This window comes from Deltaproteobacteria bacterium (assembly GCA_028818775.1).
Taxonomy (GTDB): Bacteria; Desulfobacterota; Binatia; order UBA9968; family JAJDTQ01; genus JAJDTQ01.
Genome location: JAPPNE010000050.1, coordinates 29,485 through 49,562, shown reverse-complemented (window position 1 = coordinate 49,562; position 20,078 = coordinate 29,485). Strand labels below are relative to the sequence as shown.

At 66.0% G+C, this 20,078-nt stretch carries 18 protein-coding genes and 1 pseudogene; 12 read left to right on the top strand and 7 right to left on the bottom strand.

Annotated features, from left to right (window positions below; all coding sequences use genetic code 11):
* On the bottom strand, window positions 1-526 hold a 526-nt coding region (locus tag OXU42_05675), incomplete at its 3' end, for a hypothetical protein (GenBank protein MDE0028881.1).
* Window positions 527-826: 300 nt separating this feature from the next.
* Between OXU42_05675 and OXU42_05670 the strand changes: the two genes are divergently transcribed.
* From OXU42_05670 to OXU42_05660, 3 genes are all read left to right on the top strand, one after another.
* Window positions 827-2,440: a fumarate hydratase gene (locus OXU42_05670; GenBank protein MDE0028880.1), complete on the top strand. Its 1,614-nt coding sequence runs from the start codon at window positions 827-829 to the stop codon at window positions 2,438-2,440.
* A gap of 91 nt (window positions 2,441-2,531) precedes the next feature.
* A complete protein-coding gene (locus tag OXU42_05665; protein MDE0028879.1) occupies window positions 2,532-3,638 on the top strand; it encodes an amidohydrolase family protein in 1,107 nt (368 codons plus the stop codon).
* Window positions 3,639-3,673: 35 nt separating this feature from the next.
* On the top strand, window positions 3,674-4,780 hold the full coding sequence (locus tag OXU42_05660) for an amidohydrolase family protein (GenBank protein ID MDE0028878.1): 1,107 nt from the start codon (window positions 3,674-3,676) through the stop codon (window positions 4,778-4,780).
* 170 nt (window positions 4,781-4,950) lie between these two features.
* On the opposite strand, the gene OXU42_05655 is transcribed toward OXU42_05660, so the two are convergent.
* Both OXU42_05655 and OXU42_05650 read right to left on the bottom strand, forming a co-directional pair.
* Window positions 4,951-5,589 carry an RES family NAD+ phosphorylase gene (locus OXU42_05655; protein MDE0028877.1) on the bottom strand — a complete coding sequence of 213 codons (639 nt, stop codon included), beginning with the start codon at window positions 5,587-5,589 and terminating at the stop codon, window positions 4,951-4,953.
* 3 nt (window positions 5,590-5,592) lie between these two features.
* The gene (locus OXU42_05650) at window positions 5,593-6,249 is read right to left on the bottom strand and encodes a hypothetical protein (GenBank protein MDE0028876.1); all 657 of its coding nucleotides are present in this window, start codon (window positions 6,247-6,249) and stop codon (window positions 5,593-5,595) included.
* A 309-nt stretch (window positions 6,250-6,558) separates the two neighbouring features.
* Here OXU42_05650 and OXU42_05645 point away from each other — a divergent pair, with 309 nt between their 5' ends.
* The 7 genes and pseudogenes from OXU42_05645 (at window position 6,559) to OXU42_05615 (ending at window position 12,061) form a co-directional block, all read left to right on the top strand.
* The gene (locus OXU42_05645; GenBank protein ID MDE0028875.1) at window positions 6,559-7,779 is read left to right on the top strand and encodes an AAA family ATPase; all 1,221 of its coding nucleotides are present in this window, start codon (window positions 6,559-6,561) and stop codon (window positions 7,777-7,779) included.
* A gap of 229 nt (window positions 7,780-8,008) precedes the next feature.
* Window positions 8,009-9,589: an ATP-binding protein gene (locus OXU42_05640; GenBank protein ID MDE0028874.1), complete on the top strand. Its 1,581-nt coding sequence runs from the start codon at window positions 8,009-8,011 to the stop codon at window positions 9,587-9,589.
* 20 nt (window positions 9,590-9,609) lie between these two features.
* Entirely contained in the window at window positions 9,610-10,332 is a 723-nt protein-coding gene (locus OXU42_05635) for a heparin lyase I family protein (GenBank protein ID MDE0028873.1), read from the top strand.
* Window positions 10,329-11,207, top strand: a complete 879-nt coding sequence (locus tag OXU42_05630; GenBank protein ID MDE0028872.1) for an inositol monophosphatase family protein — start codon at window positions 10,329-10,331, stop codon at window positions 11,205-11,207. The genes OXU42_05635 and OXU42_05630 overlap by 4 nt, the downstream gene beginning before the upstream one ends.
* Before the next feature lie 40 nt (window positions 11,208-11,247).
* Window positions 11,248-11,493 carry a plasmid stabilization protein gene (locus OXU42_05625; GenBank protein MDE0028871.1) on the top strand — a complete coding sequence of 82 codons (246 nt, stop codon included), beginning with the start codon at window positions 11,248-11,250 and terminating at the stop codon, window positions 11,491-11,493.
* A 122-nt stretch (window positions 11,494-11,615) separates the two neighbouring features.
* Window positions 11,616-11,720, top strand: a pseudogene (locus OXU42_05620) (VapC toxin family PIN domain ribonuclease).
* Entirely contained in the window at window positions 11,717-12,061 is a 345-nt protein-coding gene (locus OXU42_05615; GenBank protein ID MDE0028870.1) for a ribbon-helix-helix protein, CopG family, read from the top strand. The pseudogene OXU42_05620 and the gene OXU42_05615 overlap by 4 nt, the downstream one beginning before the upstream one ends.
* A 60-nt stretch (window positions 12,062-12,121) precedes the next feature.
* Here the strand turns inward: OXU42_05615 and OXU42_05610 are convergent, their stop codons facing one another.
* Window positions 12,122-13,597, bottom strand: coding sequence for an MFS transporter (locus OXU42_05610; protein MDE0028869.1), 1,476 nt, complete (start codon window positions 13,595-13,597; stop codon window positions 12,122-12,124).
* Window positions 13,598-13,724: 127 nt separating this feature from the next.
* Between OXU42_05610 and OXU42_05605 the strand changes: the two genes are divergently transcribed.
* Both OXU42_05605 and OXU42_05600 read left to right on the top strand, forming a co-directional pair.
* Window positions 13,725-15,152, top strand: a complete 1,428-nt coding sequence (locus OXU42_05605; GenBank protein MDE0028868.1) for a hypothetical protein — start codon at window positions 13,725-13,727, stop codon at window positions 15,150-15,152.
* Between the two features lie 45 nt (window positions 15,153-15,197).
* The gene (locus tag OXU42_05600) at window positions 15,198-16,127 is read left to right on the top strand and encodes a sulfotransferase domain-containing protein (GenBank protein MDE0028867.1); all 930 of its coding nucleotides are present in this window, start codon (window positions 15,198-15,200) and stop codon (window positions 16,125-16,127) included.
* Here OXU42_05600 and OXU42_05595 read toward each other — a convergent pair.
* Genes OXU42_05595 through OXU42_05585 form a run of 3 tightly spaced genes read right to left on the bottom strand, consistent with a single transcriptional unit; the run spans window position 16,124 to window position 20,043 of the window.
* Entirely contained in the window at window positions 16,124-16,975 is an 852-nt protein-coding gene (locus tag OXU42_05595) for an isocitrate lyase/phosphoenolpyruvate mutase family protein (protein MDE0028866.1), read from the bottom strand. The two genes, OXU42_05600 and OXU42_05595, sit on opposite strands and share 4 nt — an antisense overlap.
* 53 nt (window positions 16,976-17,028) lie before the next feature.
* Window positions 17,029-17,775: an SDR family NAD(P)-dependent oxidoreductase gene (locus tag OXU42_05590; protein MDE0028865.1), complete on the bottom strand. Its 747-nt coding sequence runs from the start codon at window positions 17,773-17,775 to the stop codon at window positions 17,029-17,031.
* Window positions 17,776-17,799: 24 nt separating this feature from the next.
* On the bottom strand, window positions 17,800-20,043 hold the full coding sequence (locus OXU42_05585; GenBank protein ID MDE0028864.1) for a xanthine dehydrogenase family protein molybdopterin-binding subunit: 2,244 nt from the start codon (window positions 20,041-20,043) through the stop codon (window positions 17,800-17,802).
* Between the last annotated feature and the right edge of the window lie 35 nt (window positions 20,044-20,078).

Sequence of the window (20,078 nt, the reverse complement as noted above, 5' to 3'; positions counted from 1 at the left end):
TGACCGCGATATTCCCCAAAGCGTCCAGGGTGGTGCCGTACTCGTGCATGTGCCGCCGCATCACCAGGGCGATGCCGCTGTTGGCGCCCATGAGGCCGTAGGGCACCTCGAAGTCCCGCACGTCGCGCGGCTCCGCCCCGTTATGGTTTTCCACGAACGTGCACGAAGCGGCCACGCACAGGACCCGCTCCACCAACCCGGCCTGGATGGCGGCCGCCGCCTGCCCCAGCGCCGACACCGTGGCGGCGCCGCCGTTGGCGTTGGCCATGGACAGCGCCGGCGTGATGCCCAGGATCGACGCCGTCTCCTCCGGCCAGAAGGGTTGCAGGTAGTTGGTGGTGTAGATGGCCGCCAGCCCCTGGCCGTCGAAGTCCTTGCGTGTGAGTCCGGCGTCCTCCATGGCCAGACGCGCCGCCCAGGTCAGATATTCCGGTATGGTCCGGCGGCGCTCGCCCGGGCGCCGTCCCAGACGGTCCACCGGGGTTTCGCCGATGCCGACGATCGCCGTGTTGCCGCGTATGCTCATGAGATGGGGAACTCCTTGAAGCTTATTCTCCGTGCCGCCGGAAACGGATGTCGACCAAGGGATGTCAAAGAGGTCGTCAACGGTCCGGCGGCAACGCTGAACGAATCTTACGCGACTTTGCGTTGGCGTCAAGGGTTTGGGTATAATCCTGTCCAGGAATACAAGGACACTCCGGACCCGCCACACGTACCCCGCCGCGACCGCCGCCGCACCCGGCCTCTCTTCCGTCATTCCCGCGAAAGCGGGAATCCAGGGGTGGCGGTGGAGGGGGAAGGGCGTCCGAAAAGGAGACCCCGCTTCATGTCGGAATACAGGTTTCAACCCATCTTCGAGCTCGGCCAGGACACCACCGAGTACCGCAGCCTGGGCAAGGAGGGCGTGTCCGAGATCGAGGTGGACGGCCGCACCATCCTCAAGGTGGACCCCGCGGTGCTGCGGAAGCTCACGGCCGAGGCCATCCGCGACATCTCCCACCTGTTCCGCCCGAGCCACCTGGCCAAGCTGCGGGCCATCCTCGACGATCCCGAGGCGTCGAAGAACGACCGCTTCGTGGCCCTTCAGCAGCTCAAGAACGCCAACATATCGGCCGGCGGCGTGCTGCCGGCGTGCCAGGACACGGGCACCGCCATCGTCATCGGCAAGAAGGGCGAGAACGTCTTCACCGGCGCCAACGACGACGAGGCCTTTTCCGCCGGCGTCTACGACGTCTACACCAACACCAACCTGCGCTACTCGCAGCTCGCGCCCCTGAGCATGTACGAGGAGCAGAACACGCGCACCAACCTGCCGGCGCAGGTGGAGTTGTACGCCACGCCCGGCGACGCCTACGAGCTTCTGTTCATCACCAAGGGCGGCGGCTCGGCCAACAAGTCGTTCCTTTACCAGCAGACCCCGGCGCTCTTGAACGAGGCCTCCTTGGTGGAGTTTCTGGAGAAGCAGATCAAGACCATCGGCACCGCGGCGTGTCCGCCCTACTACCTGGCCATCGTGGTGGGCGGCATGTCCGCGGAGTTCAACCTCAAGACCGTGAAGCTGGCGAGCACCCGCTACCTGGACAGCCTTCCCACCAGCGGCAACGAGTACGGCCGGGCGTTCCGGGACCTGGAGCTGGAAGCCAGGGTGCAGGCCATCAGCCACGAGATGGGCGTAGGCGCGCAGTTCGGCGGCAAGTACTTCACCCACGAGGTGCGGGTCATCCGCCTGCCGCGGCACGGCGCCTCGTGCCCGGTGGGCATCGGCGTGTCCTGTTCCGCGGACCGCCAGGCCAAGGCCAGGATCACCCGGGACGGGGTGTTCCTGGAACGGCTGGAGACCGACCCGGCCAAGTACCTGCCGGACTTCGTGGAAGAGGATGACGCGGACAGCGTGGTGAGCGTCGACCTCGGCCGCCCCATGGACGAGATCCGCGCCACGCTGTCGCAGCATCCGGTGAAGACGCGGCTGTCGCTCAACGGCACCATCGTGGTGGCCCGCGACCTGGCCCACGCCCGGCTCAAGGAGCGGCTCGACGCGGGCGAGCCCCTGCCGGACTATTTCAAGGACCACGTGGTCTATTACGCCGGGCCGGCCAAGACCCCCGAAGGCTACGCCTCGGGCTCCTTTGGCCCCACCACCGCCGGGCGCATGGACTCCTACGTGGACCTGTTCCAGTCCCACGGCGGCAGCCTGATCTCGCTGGCCAAGGGCAACCGCTCGCGCCAGGTCACCGAGGCGTGCAAGAAGCACGGCGGATTCTACCTGGGCTCCATCGGCGGTCCCGCGGCGGTGCTGGCCAAGGACAACATCAAGCGCGTGGAGGTGCTGGACTATCCCGAGCTGGGCATGGAGGCGGTGTGGAAGATCGACGTGGAGAACTTCCCGGCCTTCATCATCGTGGATGACAAAGGCAACGACTTTTTCGCCGAGTTGCAGTAAAAGGGTTTAGCGGTAGAAGGATTGCAAGGAACCGGTGCGGGCCAACCGAGCCCGCCGGAACACGGGTCCGCGGACCCCGAAGGAGCAGGCCATGAGCGCAGATACCAACGGAACGCCGTTGATCGTGGACTCCGACGCCCACGTGGTGGAGTGCGACCGCACCTGGGACTACCTGGAGGGCTCGGAGAAGCAGTTCAGGCCGGTGCCGCTGGCGTCCCCGGAGGAGGACGGCGCCGCCCTCCAGTTCTGGCTGGTGGACGGCAAGGTGCGCGGCTTCCGCTTCCCCGCGTTCTCCGAGGAGGAGCTGCGGCGGCGCCAGGAGCAGGTGGGCCGCAAGTTCGCCGAGGCCAAGGAGGCCCGGGAGCTGGGCAACGTGGGGCTCCGGCTGGAGCACATGGACGCCACCGGCGTGGACGTCCAGGTGCTGCACAACACCATGTTCATCGAGCAGGTGACCGACCGGGCGCCGGTGGAGGTGGCGCTGTGCGGGAGCTGGAACCGCTGGCTCGCGGACATCTGGTCGCAGTCGGACGGGCGGCTGCGCTGGTCGTGTCTCGCCCCCACCCTGAGCATGTCCGATGCTCTCGACCAGATCCGCTTCTCCAGGGAGCACGGCGCCTGCGCGGTGCTGATGCGGCCGTTCGAGAACAACCGGATGCTGGTGGACCCGTATTTCTATCCCATCTTCGAGGAAGCCTGCCGCCTGGACATGTCCATCGCCGTGCACATCGCCAACGGCAGCGCTTGGCTGAGCGACCTCTACACCCATCCGCTGCGGCTGGGAACCACCTTCCACCGTTTCCGCATCCCCACCGTGGGAGGCTTCGCCGACGTCCTCTTCAGCGAGGTGCCGGAGATGTTCCCGAAACTCCGCTGGGGTTTCATCGAGGCCAGCTCCCAGTGGCTGCCGTGGATCCTGCACGAGGTCCGCAACCGCTACCGGACCATGGGCCGCGACTGGCCGGACAACCCCATGGAAGCCTTCAATATGTTCGTGACCTGCGAGAACACCGACGACCTGCCCTACATCGTGGGGGAGACCGGCGAGGACGGCCTCGTCATCGGCACCGACTACGGCCACACGGACACGTCGAGCGACGTGGATGCCATTCGGGTGTTCCGCGAACGCACGGACCTGTCGGAGGACGTCAAGCAGAAGATTCTGAGCGACAACGCGCGGCGGTTGTACGCGCTGTAGGGGCCGCGCTCTTGTGGTCCGAAGGAGCAAAAGACATGACCGCGAACACCAACGGAAACCCTCTGATCGTGGACTCGGATGCCCACGTGGTGGAATGCGAACGCACCTGGGACTACCTCGATCCCTCGGAACGCCAGTACCGCCCGGTGCCGCTGGCGTCGCCGGAGGAGGCGGGCGTACGGCAGCAGTTCTGGGTAGTGGACGGCAAGGTGAAGGGTTTCCGTTTCCCCGCGTTCTCGGAGGAAGCGCTGCGGGAGCGTGAGCGGCAGGTGGGCCGCAAGTTCGCCGACGCCGACGAGTCCATGGAGTTGGGCAACGTGGGGCTCCGGCTGGAGCACATGGACGACACCGGAGTCGACGTCCAGGTGCTGCATAACACCATGTTCATCGAGCAGGTCACCGACCGCGCCCCGGTGGAAGTAGCCCTGTGCGGAAGCTGGAACCGGTGGCTGGCGGACATCTGGTCCCAGTCGGACGGACGGCTGCGGTGGTCGTGCCTGGCGCCCACTCTCAGCCTGTCCGATGCGCTGGACCAAGTCCGCTTCGGCAAGGAACACGGCGCATGCGCCGTGCTGATGCGGCCGTACGAAGGCAACCGCCTCCTGGTGGACCCCTACTTCTACCCCATCTACGAGGAAGCCGGCCGGCTGGACATGTCCATCGCCATCCATATCGCCAACGGCAGCCCCTGGTTCAACGACCTCTGCAGCCATCCGGTGTCCAACGCGGCCAACTTCCACCGTTTCCGGATACCCACCGTGGGCGCCTTCAGCGACATCATGCTGAGCGAGATCCCGCAAGTGTTCCCGGACTTGCGTTGGGGGTTCATCGAGGCCAGCGCCCAGTGGGTGCCCTGGATGCTTCACGAGGTCCAAAAACGTTGCCGGGTCCTGGGACGGGAGTGGCCGGAGAACGCCATGGCGGAGTTCGGCATGTTCGTCACCTGCGAGAACAGCGACGATCTCGCCTACATCGTGCAGGAGAGCGGCGAGGACGGCCTCGTCATCGGCACCGACTACGGGCACACCGACGTCTCCAGCGACGTCGACGCCATCAAGATCTTCCGGGAACGCACCGACATCTCCGCGGACGTCAAGCGCAAGATCCTGAGCGACAACGCCCGCCGGCTCTACGGGCTGTAGCGGACGATCCTGTCTTGGACCGAAACCGGCGCGTGACTTTGACGAACCGCTACGGGGTACCCGTGAGGCCGTCGCATGGGCCGTAACCCCGGAGGCGGACGGCACGGGGCTCGATTGTTGCACTTGGGCCAAGCGCCCGCGTGAAACGGGCGTTGGGCTTCGTCACTTCGTCAAATTGTTATGGTGATCCCACCGTGCGACGCGGCGCGCCGCACGTCGGCCAGCAGGCTTTCGTCGTCGCCTTGGCGTTGATGGGAGACGATGAAGTCCGCCTCTTCGACGCGATCTCCGAAGAAGATGTAACAGCGGTCGCTGCCCTCGCGGTTGGAAATCCACACCATCCCGGAAGCATCCATGATTGAACGATGTACGGCCTCGGCCCACCGCGCGGTGTCCGGATAGTATCGGGCCGGCGCTTTGACGATCTCGAGGTCGGAGACGTTCCATCCAGTGAGATTTCTCTGGAATAGGGGAGCCAAGTCGAGGTTTCGACCGGTTTCCAGGGTGGAATGTGCCAGATTGGTCAGTTCGCCGGCTGGCCAGGTACGGAGTCCATGGCCGGGTTCCATGGCGTGGAAGAGTGATTCGTAGGCCGCGACTTCGAAGGTCCTGCCGGCGTAAAGGACGGGTATGCGGCGACCTCCGGCATCTCTGATGGGAGCGAAGCGGGACAGGTGGTTACCGGCGTTGAACTGGGCGCTGCGCCATTTGATTCCGTGAATTCGGTGTAACCGTGAGCCGGCCGGCAGCCGTTCGAGAGGCGGAAGGGGAGTCAGTGTCGCCGGGGGGACAGGGATGGAGAACTCCACGGTTCAACCCAGGTCGTCGGCGGTCAAATCGGCGGCGGCAGCCAGTATGCCAGCCATGTCGTGAAGGGCATCCTGGGGTGCCGCATCATTCTCGATCCAACCATTCCCCGTAGCAAACCAGAACGCAATCTGCCAAGGCGACATGGACCGGGGAAGCGAGGTCAGGATCTCCGTGACTTCAGTCCGCGGCCGGCCATCGATAAACTGGAACGCCGGATAGCGATCGGACCTGCCGACGGGTACGCCGAAGATCTTGCCCTGCCTTTTCCAGCGCGACGCGGGCTCCGATGGATTCCGGGTCTTCAGTCCCGAAGCCTCCCGGACCTGTCCGCTGGTCAAGGTCTTGTGTTGGTCGAGATACTGTTTCCGCAGCAGGGCATTGTCTATTTCAAGATCGGCCTCCAGATCGGAAGGTCGGTCGAGATCGGCGATGGCGCCGAGCAATGTGTGCATGCGCTCCTCGCTCCGCGCCCGCTCCTGTTCTGAATCCATGTCGGACGCCAACAGCCGCAACATGCGGACCGCCTGGGCGGCATTTCGTGAGGGGACGGTCAATGCGATAACCTCGTCCGCGCGGCCGGCATCGACACCCAATTCGATGCGCAAGGCCTTCGGCATCCGCGCCACGATGTTGTGAGGTATGACAACCGGGCCGTTCATGGCTCACGCTCCTTGAGAAGGCTGATAAAGGTAATATATCAGTATTCTCACGTTACTTCCAAGGCAAGGGCACATCGTTTCTTAACAAGAATGTAACATTACGAACTAAAGTTCTCGCCGCGAGATTCGAATTTATACTATGGGGGTACGCCCTGCTGGTATTGGCGGCGACAGTGGTGGTGTTTGACCAGTCAACGAGGGCGACGCTGCGCGGAGCCACCGAGGCGCCGCTTTCGCCCGGACCGAGGGGCGCCTTTCGGCCTCCGTTGAGAAGACAAAGGAGGCACGAACCAGGACGGGAGAGCCACCGTGACCGAAATCTATCAGTGGATTCTTGAGCAATTGCAGCATAACCAGGTATTCGGGGGCGTCGTGGGCGCCTCGGCCTTCATGACCGCCGGTTACTACCTGCGACATGTCCCGGTGACCTTGTGGAACGTCTTCCTGCGGCGCTGCACCGTGGAAACAATCATCCTCAGCGACACGGACGTGTTCTGGTGGTTAAGCGAGTGGTTGAGCGTTCAGCCGTACATGGACAGGTGCCTCCGAACACGGGTTACTGCGTACAGCGACGATGACGAGGTAGAAGGGGTTCGGCGCACCCAAATCACCCTGGGGGATGGCCACCATGTACTGTTCTTTCATGGAAGGCCGGTCTTCATCCAGCGGTACCTGGACGACCAGCGATCCGGAATGAATCCCGTGGAGGGATTCCAGGTGCGGACGTTGGGCACGAGCCAGGCCACGGTCCGGGCGATCATCGAGGAGGCCCGGCAGGGCGTTGCGGGGACGAGTGTCCTGAAGATCTATAGTTGGGACCGCTGGTGGCGACTGGCCGCCACGCGCGCCTTGCGGCCATTGGACACGGTCATCATGAAGCCCGAGATCAGGGAGCGCATCCTGCGGGATCTGACTTGGTTCTATGACGCGGAACGCTGGTACGAGCAGCGGGGCGTTTCGTACCGTCGCGGATACCTGCTGGCCGGTGAACCTGGAACCGGCAAGACGTCCGTGATCGTCGCCCTGGCCAGCCACTTGCGCAGGCCGCTGTACGTTCTGAATGTCGGGTCGCTCAAGAACGACAACGACCTCCTGGAGGCCTTTGCGCGGTGTGGAATCAACGGAATAATGGTGCTCGAGGATATCGATGCCGCAACAAGAACGCGGGTCGCCTCGGCCGCCGCCGGCGGAGAGGATGACGACGACGATACGCCGATCACCCTGTCAAACCTTCTCAATCAACTCGACGGCGCCATGAGCCCGCAAGGTCTGGTGGTCTTCATGACTACCAATTTTCCGGAGAACCTGGACCCGGCCCTGATGCGCCCAGGTCGGGTCGACGTACGGATCGACCTGCAGCCGTTCGGCCACACGGAAGCCGAGGCGATGTTTCGATGCTTCTACCCCGAATCCGATGCCCGCCTGGTCCTCCCGAACGATAGCGTCACGCCGGCGGCCCTTCAGCAGGTGTTCATGGACCATCCTCACGACGGAGCCGCGGCTTCCCGCGCGGTGGGCCGAATGAAATAGGAATCCGCGGCCCCCTTGCCACGGCGGCGATTACGACGACCGTCGGGCCGATGGGGCGCTGAAACTAGAGTAACTTGCTGATTGCGGTACACGTTGCCCGATCTTCCGCGCCGCAAAACGGACGGGCCGCGTGCGGCACTTTGAGGAAACAGGGGACGTTGTCGCTCTGCTCTAACCTGACCGCGGGGAACATTGGCGCGGCCGTCCGTGAACGTGGCATACTGCGGCCATGCGCTTCTTCAATACCACTGGCCCGGTTCGGCCCGAGAAGCACTATGGCATCCCGGCGCTGAGCCGGTTCGATCTGGACGAGGTGCTGGCCCTTGTCCGCGATGAGCGCTACTTCGTGCTGCACGCGCCCCGGCAGACCGGCAAGACCTCGGCCCTGTTGGCTTTGCGGGATCTGTTGAACGGCGGCGCCGAAGGCTCCTACCGTTGCGTCTACGCCAACGTCGAGGCCGCCCAAGCCGCGCGCGAGGACCTGGAGCCGGCCATGCGCGCCATTCTGAGCGAGCTGGCGTTCTGGGCGCGCACCACGCTCAACGACGAATTCCTGGGCGAGGCCTGGCCCGGCATCCTGGCCACGGCCGGTCCGGGCGGCGCGCTCCGCGAGACGCTGAGTCGCTGGTCGGAGGCCGATCCGAGGCCGTTGGTGCTGCTCATCGACGAGATCGACGCGCTGGTGGGCGACACCCTGCTGTCGGTGCTGCGCCAGCTTCGGGCGGGATACGTCCAGCGTCCCGGGAGCTTTCCTCAGAGCGTGCTCCTTTGCGGGGTGCGCGACGTGCGCGACTACCGCATCCATTCCAGCGCCGAGAAGCAGGTGGTCGCCGGCGGCAGCGCGTTCAACGTCAAGGCCGAGTCGCTGCGCCTGGGCGACTTCTCCGAGGCCGAAACGCGCCGGCTGCTGGCGCAGCACACGGAGGAGACCGGGCAGACGTTCACCGAAGACGCACTGGCCGAGGTCTGGCGGCTGACACAGGGCCAGCCGTGGCTGGTCAACGCGCTGGCCTACGACGCCTGCTTCCGCCACAAGCCGGGGCGGGACCGCAGCCGGCCGGTCACCGCGGCCTCGGTCACCGAAGCGCGGGAGCGCCTCATCTCGCGCCGGGAGACCCACCTGGACCAGTTGGCGGACAAGCTCCAGGAGGACCGGGTGCGCCGGGTGATGGGGCCGCTCCTGAGCGGCGGCGACGAGCGCGAGTTCTCGGCCCGCGACCTCGAATACGTCCGGGACCTGGGGCTGGTGGCGAGCGACGGCCCGCTTCGCATCGCCAATCCCATCTACGCCGAGGTGGTGCCGCGGGAGCTGACCTACGCGGCCCAGGCCGGGCTGGTGCAGGACATGGCCTGGTACGTGGACGCGGACGGCGGGCTGGAGGTGGGGAAGCTTTTGGCGGCCTTCCAGGAATTCTTCCGCGAGCACTCCGAGCACTGGGTGGCGCGGTTCGACTACAAGGAGGCCGGGCCGCAACTCCTGTTGCAGGCGTTCTTGCAGAGGGTGGTGAACGGCGGCGGCCGCATCGAGCGGGAATACGGCCTGGGCCGGGGGCGCACCGATCTGCTGATCGTCTGGCCCCAGGGGGAGCGGACGCGCAGGTTCGTGATCGAGTGCAAGGTGCTGCACAAGAGCCTGGAGCGCACCATCGCCGACGGCCTTGAGCAGACCGCGGCCTGCATGGACCGTTGCGCCGCGGAAGCGGGCCACCTGGTCATCTTCGACCGCGACGAGAGCCGGAGCTGGGAGGACAAGCTGTTCCACCGCCGCGAGCCCGTCGCCGGCGCCGGTATCGAGGTGTGGGGCATGTGAGCCGCGCCAAGGGAAGGAAGATGCGGAGTTTCCTCATAACGGCCGCGCTGCTCCTGACCGGCATTCACGTCGCCACGGCCGATTACACCCCCGGCCGGAGCTTCGACTACTTCAGTAAGACGGCCTACAAGGACCGGGACTGGAACGTCATGTTCTATGAGAACTGTGATCTTCCGGAATACTCCTCCACACAATGGATTCAGGAGGAAGGCGAGAGGTTCCTGCGCTTCACCCTGAAGAACGGACAGGTCGGGGGATGCGGCAGCGACAACCGCTCCAGGTCCCGGGCGCCTTACTGGGAGCGGGCGGAAATCAAGCAGACGACTACCCTTGAGAAGGACCACGATTATTCGCTCACCTACAAGGTGAGGTTCGTGAAGGGCTTTGACAACGACCGGGAGGACTTTCTGCAACTGCACCAATCCGTCAGCGGTTGCCGGGGCGGCCCCCTCGTCATGGTGAAATTCAGCGATGGATACCTTCTGGGCGCTACAAGGCCCTTTTTCGTCGAGGAAGTTCTCGGGAAATGGGTGGACGTCAGGTTCGACTTCAAACCCGCGCGATCCTACGACCTGTATCTTGACGGCAAGAAGGTCGTTGACAACAGGATGATCCACCGGCAACGTGCGTGCGGCGAGCCGCATTTGAAGATCGGGATTTATCGCCCGGGGGACGCCCAGGCCATCGGCGACAGGCTGTCGGTGATGGATGTCGACAAGGTGAGGCTGGTCGACAGGAAGTGAGCTTCGAGGTCGTTGGCATCGACAGTGTCGGCGTGTTGCACGGCTGGACAGCCCGGCGTTGCAAGGGACGGTCGGCGGGTGGTTTGACCATGACACTACAAGACCCATTGACTCCCCGCTTCGAACTGGCTCTATCCATCGTCCGTGACGTCGGGTCGCTGGCGCGATCGCTGCGGCAGTCCTCCCTGGCGGTCTCCGAGAAGGGCAAGCAGGATTTGGTGACCAACGCCGACCTCGCGGTGGAAGCCCGCCTCGTGGCGGCGATCCGCGGATCGTTCCCCGATGACTCGATCCTCGCGGAGGAAACACACGGGACGGCCGAGGGCGAGAGGCTCTGGATCATCGACCCCATCGACGGCACGACGAACTTCGCAGAGGGCCTGGACCTCTGGGCGATCTCGGTGGGTTTCGCGCTGAAGGGCCGGATCGAACTCGGCGTGATCTACGCACCGGACCGGGACGAGATGTACGTCGCGGCGCGGGGCAAAGGGGCCAACCTGAACGGCGTTCCGATGAAGGTCGGCGACGCATCGGCGTGCCACAACCTGATTCTTCTGGGCCGCTCGAACCGCACCGATCACGCAGCGTATCTCGATCTTGTGGACCGGATAGTGCGGTCCGACCACGACTACCGGCGGCTCGGCTCGGCGGCGCTGAGCCTCGCGCTGGTGGCTCGGGGTTCCGCCGGCGCCTACTACGAAGCCCACCTCAATAGCTGGGACTGTGCGGCTGGCCTCGTCATATGCGCCGAGGCCGGCTGCCGGTCTGCGTTGCCCGAGATCGACCTGATTCGCGGAGGCCCGGTCCTTGTCGCCCACCCCGGTTTTCTCGGCGACGCCCAGGCTCTCGTCAATCCGAAGGCCGGTAGTCCTTAGGTACTAATCCTCGCGTAGATTGCCCATGGGAGGGGACAACATGGCGAGTATCACGATCCGCAATCTCGACGACGAAGTCAAAACGCGCTTGCGCGTGCGCGCGGCAGAGCACCACCGTTCCATGGAGGAAGAGGTGCGCGTTATCCTGCGTGACGCGGTGGACGCCGGACGGACCGGTCCCCGGGATCTGGCGAAGTTCACCCGCGAGTGCTTCGCGCCCCTTGGTGGCGTCGAGCTCGAACTTCCTCCGCGCGGTCCGATGCGCGAGCCTCCAGACTTCTCTTGAGACGCTCGCGATTTTTGTCATAGACACCAATGTCGCGTCCCAACTCATGCGCCCTGTGCCGAATCCCGCCGTGGCGGCGTGGATTGCCGAGCTGGTCGGCCGATTGGCGAGGCCACTGTGAGATTGCCGCCATATCGCGTTCCCGTGGCGCTGTCCTGGTGACGCGCAACGTGCGGGATTTCGAAAGCACGGACATCGAACTCGTGGATCCCTGGACGGTGGTATGAGCAGCACGACCGAAGCCTTTGCACGCGGCAAGATCGACGCCTTGCTCCAGGACGCGGGCTGTTCCTCGTCGATCGGATCGCGTTGGCCCGCCAGGAAAGTCATACAGTTGACGATGGATGCTGACCTCGTTCGGCGGGTCGATAGACGAGCAAAGCGCCTCGGTACCACCCGTTCCGGGTTTACGCGTGAAGCGTTGAGAGCTGCATTGGAGCGCTACGACGAGGCGGAATTGGAGGAGCTTCACAGAGCCGGGTACCGTGAGAAACCTCCCTCCAATCAGGAGTTCGGTATACCGGAAGCAGATCACGCTTGGGGCGACGGTCCGTGGAAGGACGAGTGATGCGTCGAAGCGAGATCCGCTGGTACCGCTTCGCCCGTCCAGACAGGTCCGGCAGCCTTCTCAGCTCCGCTTGCTCGTGCCCGCACCCTTCCCCGCCGCCCCGATCAGCGTGAACACGAGCGCGCTCAGTCCCAGGCACGCGGCTGTCATGTAGGCGTAGCCGTATCCCTCCATGAAGGCTTCCATGAGCCTCGGGTTTTCCGAGAGATTCAACGCGGCCAGGTCCTGGGGTCCCGACTCGTTGGTGACGGCGGCCAGGCGCATGCCGACGAAGGCGGTCGCGACGGCGGTGCCGAGGGAGCGGCCGACGCTGCGGATGATGGAGATGACGGAGGAGGCGATGCCCAGCCGTTCGGGCGGCACGGAGCTGATGAGGCCGTGGTTGTTGGGGGTCTGGAAAAGCCCGAGCCCCACGCCCAGGAGGGCCAGGCGCGGCACGATCTCGGCCGGGGCGGAGTCCGGCCCCAGAAAGCTCAAGGAGTACATGGCTACGGCCACCACCACCGCCCCGGCGGCGGCGGGCGGGGTCGACCCGATCCGGTCGGTGAGCCAGCCGGCCGAGGGCGATACCACCATGAGCACGAGCGCGATGGCAGTCATCAGGCCGCCGGACTCCAGCGGGTCCATTCCGAGCACGAGCTGGAGCAGGAACGGCATCATCAGCTCGTTGGTGCTCAGCGCCACGAAGGTGGACAGGCGCGCGATGTTGCCGGCGGCGAAGGGGACGATCCGCAGCAACGCGAGATCGAGTATGGGGTAGGGGCAGGTGGCTTCCCGCCAGACGAACAAGCCCAGGAAGACGGCGCTCAACAGGAATCCCCAGTAACCCAAACCGCCCCGGGTGATGCCCAGCAGCAGGAACGTCAGTCCGACGGCGAATAGGCCGGCGCCGGCGAAGTCGAAGGGCTCCCGTCGCTTCTGTTCGCCCGCGTCCCGGTCGTCCAGCAGGAGGCAGCGGGCGGCGGCGAAGCCGATGAACGACAGGGCGCTGGAGATGAAGAAGATGTAGCGCCATCCCAGGGTGAACGTGATGAATCCGCCCACCACGGGACCCAGGGTGAAGCCGACGGCCGACACCAGTCCACCGGAAATGCCCATGGCCCGGCCGCGGTCGGGGCCGGTGAACAGGCTTGCGGTGAGGGCGAAGGTGTTGGTCATCATCAGCGCGGCGCCCACGGCCTGACCCACGCGGCAGGTCATCAACTGAGTGGGTCCATGGGCCAGACCCGCCAGGGCCGAGGATACGCCGTAGACCAGGAAGCCCGCGGAGAAGGTGAGCTTGCGCCCGAGAAGGTCGGAGAGCCGGCCGCACGGAAGGTACAGGGCGCCCGTCACCAGAGCGTAGACGAAGACGATCCAGCCGGCGAAAGTGATATCGGTGCGGAACTCGGTTATGATGACCGGCAGGCTTATGGTAAGCATGCCGACATCCGTGGTTGCGATGAAGACGGAGATAACGACTACCCACAGCGCCCACCACCGGTGGTTGGGGCCGAAGACGCGGTTGTCGATGAAGTCTCTGAGCCGGGGTGTCATGACGCGTGTGCCGGAAACGGGCGTGGGTTCGCCCCATCCTTCTTAGCGGCTTCTCGCTCGGCACGAAAACGATCGGACGGATTCGCGCACTTGAGGCGTTCGCGCGGTTTCGTCAGGAGATCAGGGTATGGCCATTCGATCCGGTAAAAACTACATCGAGTCGCTGCGCGACGGCCGCGAGGTATGGCACGCGGGCAGGCGCATCGAGGACGTGACCGTCCATCCCGGCTTCACCGGCACCATCAAGACCCTGGCGGACCTCTACGACCGGCAGGCCTCGGCCGAAGACGGCGACACCATGAGCGTCGCGCGGGACGGCGAGCGCATTTCCTACAGCTACCTGCCGCCGGTGAACGCCGAGGAGCTTCTCGCCAAGCGCGGCAACATCGAGCTGTGGTCCCGCGAAACCTTCGGCCAGATGGGCCGCTATCCGGAGTTCTGCGCCGAGCTGGTGGTGGGACTGCTGGACATCGCCGGCACGTTGGCGGACCACGATCCGCGCTGGAGCGAAAACGCCCGGGAGTATTACCGCCACTGCATCGCCGGCGACCTGTGCCTCACCCATGCCCTGCAGGACCAGTTCTACGACCACTCGAAGCGGGTAAGCGAGCAGCCCGATCCGGACCTGGTCCTCCACGTGGTCCGGGAGACCTCGGAGGGGCCCGTGGTTCGGGGGCTCCGGAACCTCGCCACCCTGGCGCCGCTGTCCGACGAGGCGCTGGTGTATCCCAACCGGCCGCGGGACCCGGACGAGCCGGACTACGCCCTGGCCTTCGCCGTCCCCATGAACGCACCCGGACTGAAGATCGTGTGCCGGGACCTCTACGCCGAGCACGCCGACCCGGAGCGCTTTCCGATCACCGCGCGCTTCGACGAGGTAGACGCCACGCTCATTTTCGATGACGTCCTGGTGCCCTGGAACCGGGTGTTCGCCTACCGCAAGCCCGAGCTCGTGGCCGGTTTTCACCGCAGCATCCAGACCTGGGCGGCCTACGCCACCCTGGTCCGCCTCATCATCAAGATCGAGACGTTCCTCGCGGTGGGGCAGCTCCTGACGGAGTGGTCCGGCCGCCACAAGAACCCCAACTCGCAACTCCGGCTGGCCTCGTTCGTCAAGGACCTGGAGATCCTGCGTGACTGCGTGGAGATGGGAGAGGCTCGTGCCTTCCGCACGAGCGGGGGCCTCTGGGCGCCGCGCCTCACGCCGGCCTACCGGGTGCACAGCATCGAGGCGTGCGATCGGGCCATGGGCAACATGGAGGACCTGCTGACCAGCTCGCTGGTGCTCACCGGCGGCGGCTCGGACCTGGCCAACGAAGAGCTGGGGCCGCTGGTGGACCGCTACTTTCGCGGCTGCGCCCCGAGCACGCGCGAGCACCTGAGGCTGCTGGCGGTGGCGGCGGACCTGGTCATGACGCCCTTCGGCAAGCGCGGGCAACTCTACGAGCGTCTTCAGAGCGGCGACCCGGACAACCAGCGGCGGCGCGCCTACATGCAGTTCACGGAGCGCGAGGGCGCCGACCGGATGCTGGAGTTCATCAACAAGGACTGGTGACGTTTCCGGGGGCCGGAACGCCGTTCAGCACGTGATGAAAACGATATGAGCGGATTGTCACCTGTTCTCAGGCGCGCCCGCTCGGTCGCCGAGATGATCTCTTTCCGGGGCGGCATCGGCAGCGCGGCCAGCCGGGCCGCGGCGCTAGCGTTTCGTCCGAAACCCACCGATGTCCTCATCGCCACCTTTCCCAAGTGCGGCACCACTTGGCTGCAACAGATCGTGCACGGGCTCAGGACCCGTGGATCCATGGACTTCGAGGAGATCACGCTGGTGGTGCCCTGGCTCGAGCTGGCGCTGGACCTCGGCATCGACCCGGATGCGCCCCAGGTGGCCGAGCCACGCGCCTTCAAGAGCCACCTGAGCTGGCACGACGTCCCCAAGGGGGGACGCTACATCACCATGGTGCGGGACCCCGGGGACGTGCTGGTGTCCATGTACCACTTCCACGAGGGTTGGCGTTTCGAGGCCGGCGCCATCACCCTGGGGGACTATTCCCGGAATTTCTTCCTGGCGCCGGAGCGGGACCGTGGCTACTGGAAACACGTGGCCTCGTGGTGGCCGCAACGCGGCCGCGAGGACGTGCTGATGCTGAGCTACGAGTCGGCCCAGGCGGACGTGCCCGGAACGGTGCGGCGCATCGCCGGGTTCATCGGCTGTCCGCTTGACGACGAGCTGTTGGAGACCGTGGTCCGCCAGTCCTCCATCGGATTCATGAAGGCGCACGGAACTCAGTTCGACGACCACGTGTTGCGCGCCGCGCGCAATGCCGCCAACGGCCTGCCGCCCGGAGGCGCATCGTCCAAGTTGAGAAGCGGCCGGGTGGGCGACCACGTGGACAGCCTGCCGATGGACGTGCGGGCAACCCTCGACGGCATCTGGCGCGAGGCGATGGAAAGCCGTTTCGGGCTCGCTTCCTACCGGGACATGGTGGCCGCCCTCGGCCCCGCCGACGGCTCGCTGGCCCTCGGTTAGGGAGCGCCTTTAGCGCCCGGGCTGGTCAGCATTCGGTGCATGTCGGCTTGCGTGTAGACCTCGCGGGCAAATTCGAAGGTGCCCGGGCCGCGCAACTCATCGGCGGCCTGCCGCACCAGCGACATCGCCGCCTTGGCAAGGTTGCTGCCGACGGTCACCCGCCTGACACCCAGATCGCGAAGCTTCGGAACCGGCGGCGTGTTGGCGCCGGCCAGTACGTTCATCGGTCCGTCGATGGCGGCGGCCAGCCGGCCGATCAGCGCGCCGTCGCTGACGAACGGCACGAACGCGCAGCGGGCGCCGGCCCGCAGGTAGGCGTTGGCGCGGCGGACCGTCTCGGAAAACACGTCCTCGCCGTCACCATTACGAAATCCGTCGGTGCGGGCATTGATGACCATCGGAATGCCGGCCGAATCGGCGACCGCGCGGGCCGCGCGGATGCGTTCCACCGCCACCGCGAACTCGATAAGTTGTCCCGGGTTCCGCTTGTCACCGTCCTCGATGTTCATCCCGACCGCGCCGGCTCCAAGGGTCCGGCGTGTCGTTTCCGCCACGTTCTCAGGCGCGGGACCGTAACCCGCCTCCATATCCGCCGAGACCGGAACGGGAACGGCGTTGGCGATACGGCGCACCGCGCCAGCCATCTCCCGCAACGAGATGTTCTCGCCGTCGCGATATCCGAGTGCGAACGCACAACCGCCGCTGGTGGTCGCCACGGCGGCGAACCCTGCTTCCACCAGGACACACGCACTGATCGCATCCCATGCGTTGGGCAGGAGGAGAAGTTCATTGCCTTCGTGCATCGCCGCGAAGGTTTCGGCGCGTTTTTTCTGTTCGGACTTTCTCATCGTCTCTCGCTGGCGGTCTATTGCGGCCGGTTTCAAACCCGCCTGTCATCCCGCTACTCGTCGTACCTTCCGTCCTTGGTGGGTACGAGCTTGCCGTCTTCGTAGTAGAAGCACCGCCCCGAGTCCTCCATGGGCACCTGTGCGGCCAGCACGAAGCCTTGTCCCAGGATCTCCGGGCTGGGCAGGCGCCCGTAGGCGTCCTCGGGTGCTCCCTCGGTGACGATGGGGACGCGGGGCGAGAAGGTCACCACGCACACGTTGGACTCCCGCACCTCCTCCGCCAGGTAGCGGCTGAAGGTCCAGATGGCGTCCTTGGTGACCACGTAGGCGCAGGCGCCGCCGGGCGAGACCCCGCCGCCTCCGTAGAGGTTGATGATGTGCCCCGTGCGCCGCGGCTCCATGTGCGCCAGCACGTGCTTCGAGCACAGGAACGTGCCCCCGAGATTGGTCTCGATGACCCGGTTCCAGAAGTGCAGGTCCATGTCCCGGACCAGCGGCCAGCGCGGGATGCCCCAGGCGAAATGGGGCACGATGGCGGCGTCGTTCACCAGCACGTCGATCTGGCCGAAGCGGTGCACTACATCCTCGAACGCGCGCCGCACCGCGCTCTCGTCGCGGACGTCGGCGTTGATGCCCAGGGCGTCCGTCAGCTCGCCGAGTTCCGGCCCGGTCTTGTCGAGCCAGTCCTGGCTCACGTCGATGATCGCCACCTTGGCCTTTTCCCGGGCGAACGTCAGTGCGGCATGGCGTCCGATGCCCTTGCCGCCGCCCGTCACCACGACCACTTTGCCTTCCAGCATGTCGTCCCTCCTTCGGAAGCCTTCCTACAGCTTCCCTCTCTGTTCCTTCAGTCCAAGGTATACCTTCTCCGCCGTCACCGGCATCTCGAACAGGCGCACGCCGACGGCGTCGGCCACGGCGTTGGCGATGGCCGCCGGGGGGTTGTTGTTGGCGAACTCGCCGATGGCCTTGCCGCCGTAGGGCGCGAGCCCGCCCTCCGAGTCCACCAGCACCGTGTCGAGGCGCGGGATGTCGCGAATGCATGGGAGCTTGTAGTCGCCCAGGTTGGCGTTGGCCACCTTGCCGTTGTCCAGCGTAAGTTCCTCCATCACCGCTTGGCCCAGGCCCATGACGACGCCGCCGTCGATCTGCCCCTGGTGGGTGATGGGGTTGATGACGGTGCCCACGTCGTGGGCCGTGACGATGCGCTCGACCCGGGTGGCGCCGGTCTCCGGGTCCACCTCCACTTCCGCCACCTGCGCGCACACGTACGTGGTCTCGTCGGGGTAGCGGAAGTCTTCTTCCACGGTAACCGCGCGGTCGTCCGGATACCGGGTCGCCACCTGTGCCAGGGTCACGCTCTGTCCCGGTTCCGCGCGCAGCGAAAACGCCCCCTCGGCGTAGGACACTTCCGCGGGGTCGCACTCCAGCATGCGCGCGGCGTGAACCGCGAGTTTGTCGCGCAGTTCGTTGCAGGCGCGCTCCAGCGCCAGACCCGCCACGTATGTCACGCGGCTGGCGCGGGCGCCGGTATCATAGGGTACGGTGTCGGTGTCGCCCGTGGCCACGCGCACTTGTTCCAGGGCCAACTGCATCTGCTCGGCCACGAGTTGGCGCAGGACGGTGTGGGTGCCGGTGCCCTGGTCCACGGTGGGGCTCAGCACGGTCAGCGTCCCGTCCGTCTCGGCGGTGACGGCGATGCCGGTCTCGCCGCCGGAGATGTGGCGGCCGTAGATGGCCACCCCGCGCCCGCGGTTGGGGCCGGACCGGGGCGTGTGCCAGTCCGCCGCCTCCAGCGCCCGCGCCAGCACGGAGTGGACCTGGAGGCCCGGGAGGCGCTTGCCGATGGCGTCCTCCTCGTTGGCGCGCAGCACGTTACGCAGCCGGAACTCGCCGGGGTCCATGCCCAGTTCACGGGCGAGGATATCGGTGTGGGATTCCAGCGCGAAGAAGGTCGGGATGGAGCCCGGACTCCGGTAGTAACCGCCGGGCGTGGTGTTGGTGTAGACCTGCAGGAACTCGAACTCGGCGTTCTCTACGCGGTAGAGGCCGCCGACGTAGTGCCAGGTGGCGAACGATGCGCTCGCCTTGGTGCCGCCGTAGGCGCCGCCGGCGTGCCACGCCTTGAGACGGCGGGCAACAATGCGGCCGTCGCGCGTGACGCCGCTGCGGATGGTCATGACCGTGGCCTCGTCCGGATTGCAGGCGGCCAGTTCCTCCGCGTAGGTCATGACGATCTTCACCGGCCGTCCGGATTCTCGCGCCAGGAACCAGGCCACGGGCAGATCGCGCGCGTCCCCCTTGCCGCCGAACTCGCCGCCCACGTTCACCGAATGGACGCGGACGCGCGCGTGCTCCATGCCGAGGGTGTCGGCGAGCATGCGGCGGGTGCGGAAGGGGTCCTTGGTGGAGGCCCACACCTGGACGCGCCCGTCGGGATCGATGGACAAGAGCCCGGCATGGGGCTCCAGGTAGCCTTGGTGACGGCCAGGTATGCGGAAGGTGTGCTCCAGCACCAAGTCGGCCTCGCGGAAACCTTGCTCCACGTCCCCCTTGCTCCAGGCCAAGCGGGTGAGGCCGTTGCGCACGTCGGTGGCGAGCCGTTCGTGGGGGGCGCCGTCGTAGCCGGCGACGTCGTCGTGCAGCAGCGGCGCGTCGGGCTCGGTGGCGGCCACGGGATCGAACACCGCGGGCAGGACCTCGTAGTCGACGTCGATGAGCGCCAGGGCGGCCTCGGCCTGCTCGGGCGTGTCCGCCGCCACCGCCGCAACGCGGTCGCCGACGTAGCGCACACGGTCCCAGCACAGCGCCGGCAGGTCGCGGATCTGCTTGCCCATGAAGTGGTTCGGGACGTCCGGCCCCGTGACCACGGCCCGGACTCCGGGCGCTTTCCGCGCCCGCCCGGCGTCGATGGAGCGGATGCGCGCGTGGGGATGCGGGCTGCGCAGGATCTTGCCCCAGAGCATCCCCTGGAGCGGAATGTCCGCGGCATAGCGGGTGCGTCCGGTGACTTTGTCCGGGCCCTCGGCGCGAAGAATGGGAGCACCGACTATTCTGGAGTCCGTCATGGCTGCGGTCCCGTCTGAACTAGATGAACTGGAGT

Excerpts from the sequence above, each read along its gene's own strand:
- OXU42_05615 (MDE0028870.1), top strand. The coding sequence starts at position 11,717 with ATGAGCAGCACGACCGAAGCCTTTGCACGCGGCAAGATCGACGCCTTG.
- OXU42_05650 (MDE0028876.1), bottom strand. The coding sequence starts at position 6,249 with ATGAACGGCCCGGTTGTCATACCTCACAACATCGTGGCGCGGATGCCG.
- OXU42_05590 (MDE0028865.1), bottom strand. The coding sequence starts at position 17,775 with ATGCTGGAAGGCAAAGTGGTCGTGGTGACGGGCGGCGGCAAGGGCATC.
- OXU42_05600 (MDE0028867.1), top strand. The coding sequence starts at position 15,198 with ATGAGCGGATTGTCACCTGTTCTCAGGCGCGCCCGCTCGGTCGCCGAG.
- OXU42_05670 (MDE0028880.1), top strand. The coding sequence starts at position 827 with ATGTCGGAATACAGGTTTCAACCCATCTTCGAGCTCGGCCAGGACACC.
- OXU42_05610 (MDE0028869.1), bottom strand. The coding sequence starts at position 13,597 with ATGACACCCCGGCTCAGAGACTTCATCGACAACCGCGTCTTCGGCCCC.
- OXU42_05625 (MDE0028871.1), top strand. The coding sequence starts at position 11,248 with ATGGCGAGTATCACGATCCGCAATCTCGACGACGAAGTCAAAACGCGC.
- OXU42_05605 (MDE0028868.1), top strand. The coding sequence starts at position 13,725 with ATGGCCATTCGATCCGGTAAAAACTACATCGAGTCGCTGCGCGACGGC.
- OXU42_05595 (MDE0028866.1), bottom strand. The coding sequence starts at position 16,975 with ATGAGAAAGTCCGAACAGAAAAAACGCGCCGAAACCTTCGCGGCGATG.
- OXU42_05585 (MDE0028864.1), bottom strand. The coding sequence starts at position 20,043 with ATGACGGACTCCAGAATAGTCGGTGCTCCCATTCTTCGCGCCGAGGGC.
- OXU42_05665 (MDE0028879.1), top strand. The coding sequence starts at position 2,532 with ATGAGCGCAGATACCAACGGAACGCCGTTGATCGTGGACTCCGACGCC.
- OXU42_05635 (MDE0028873.1), top strand. The coding sequence starts at position 9,610 with ATGCGGAGTTTCCTCATAACGGCCGCGCTGCTCCTGACCGGCATTCAC.
- OXU42_05640 (MDE0028874.1), top strand. The coding sequence starts at position 8,009 with ATGCGCTTCTTCAATACCACTGGCCCGGTTCGGCCCGAGAAGCACTAT.
- OXU42_05660 (MDE0028878.1), top strand. The coding sequence starts at position 3,674 with ATGACCGCGAACACCAACGGAAACCCTCTGATCGTGGACTCGGATGCC.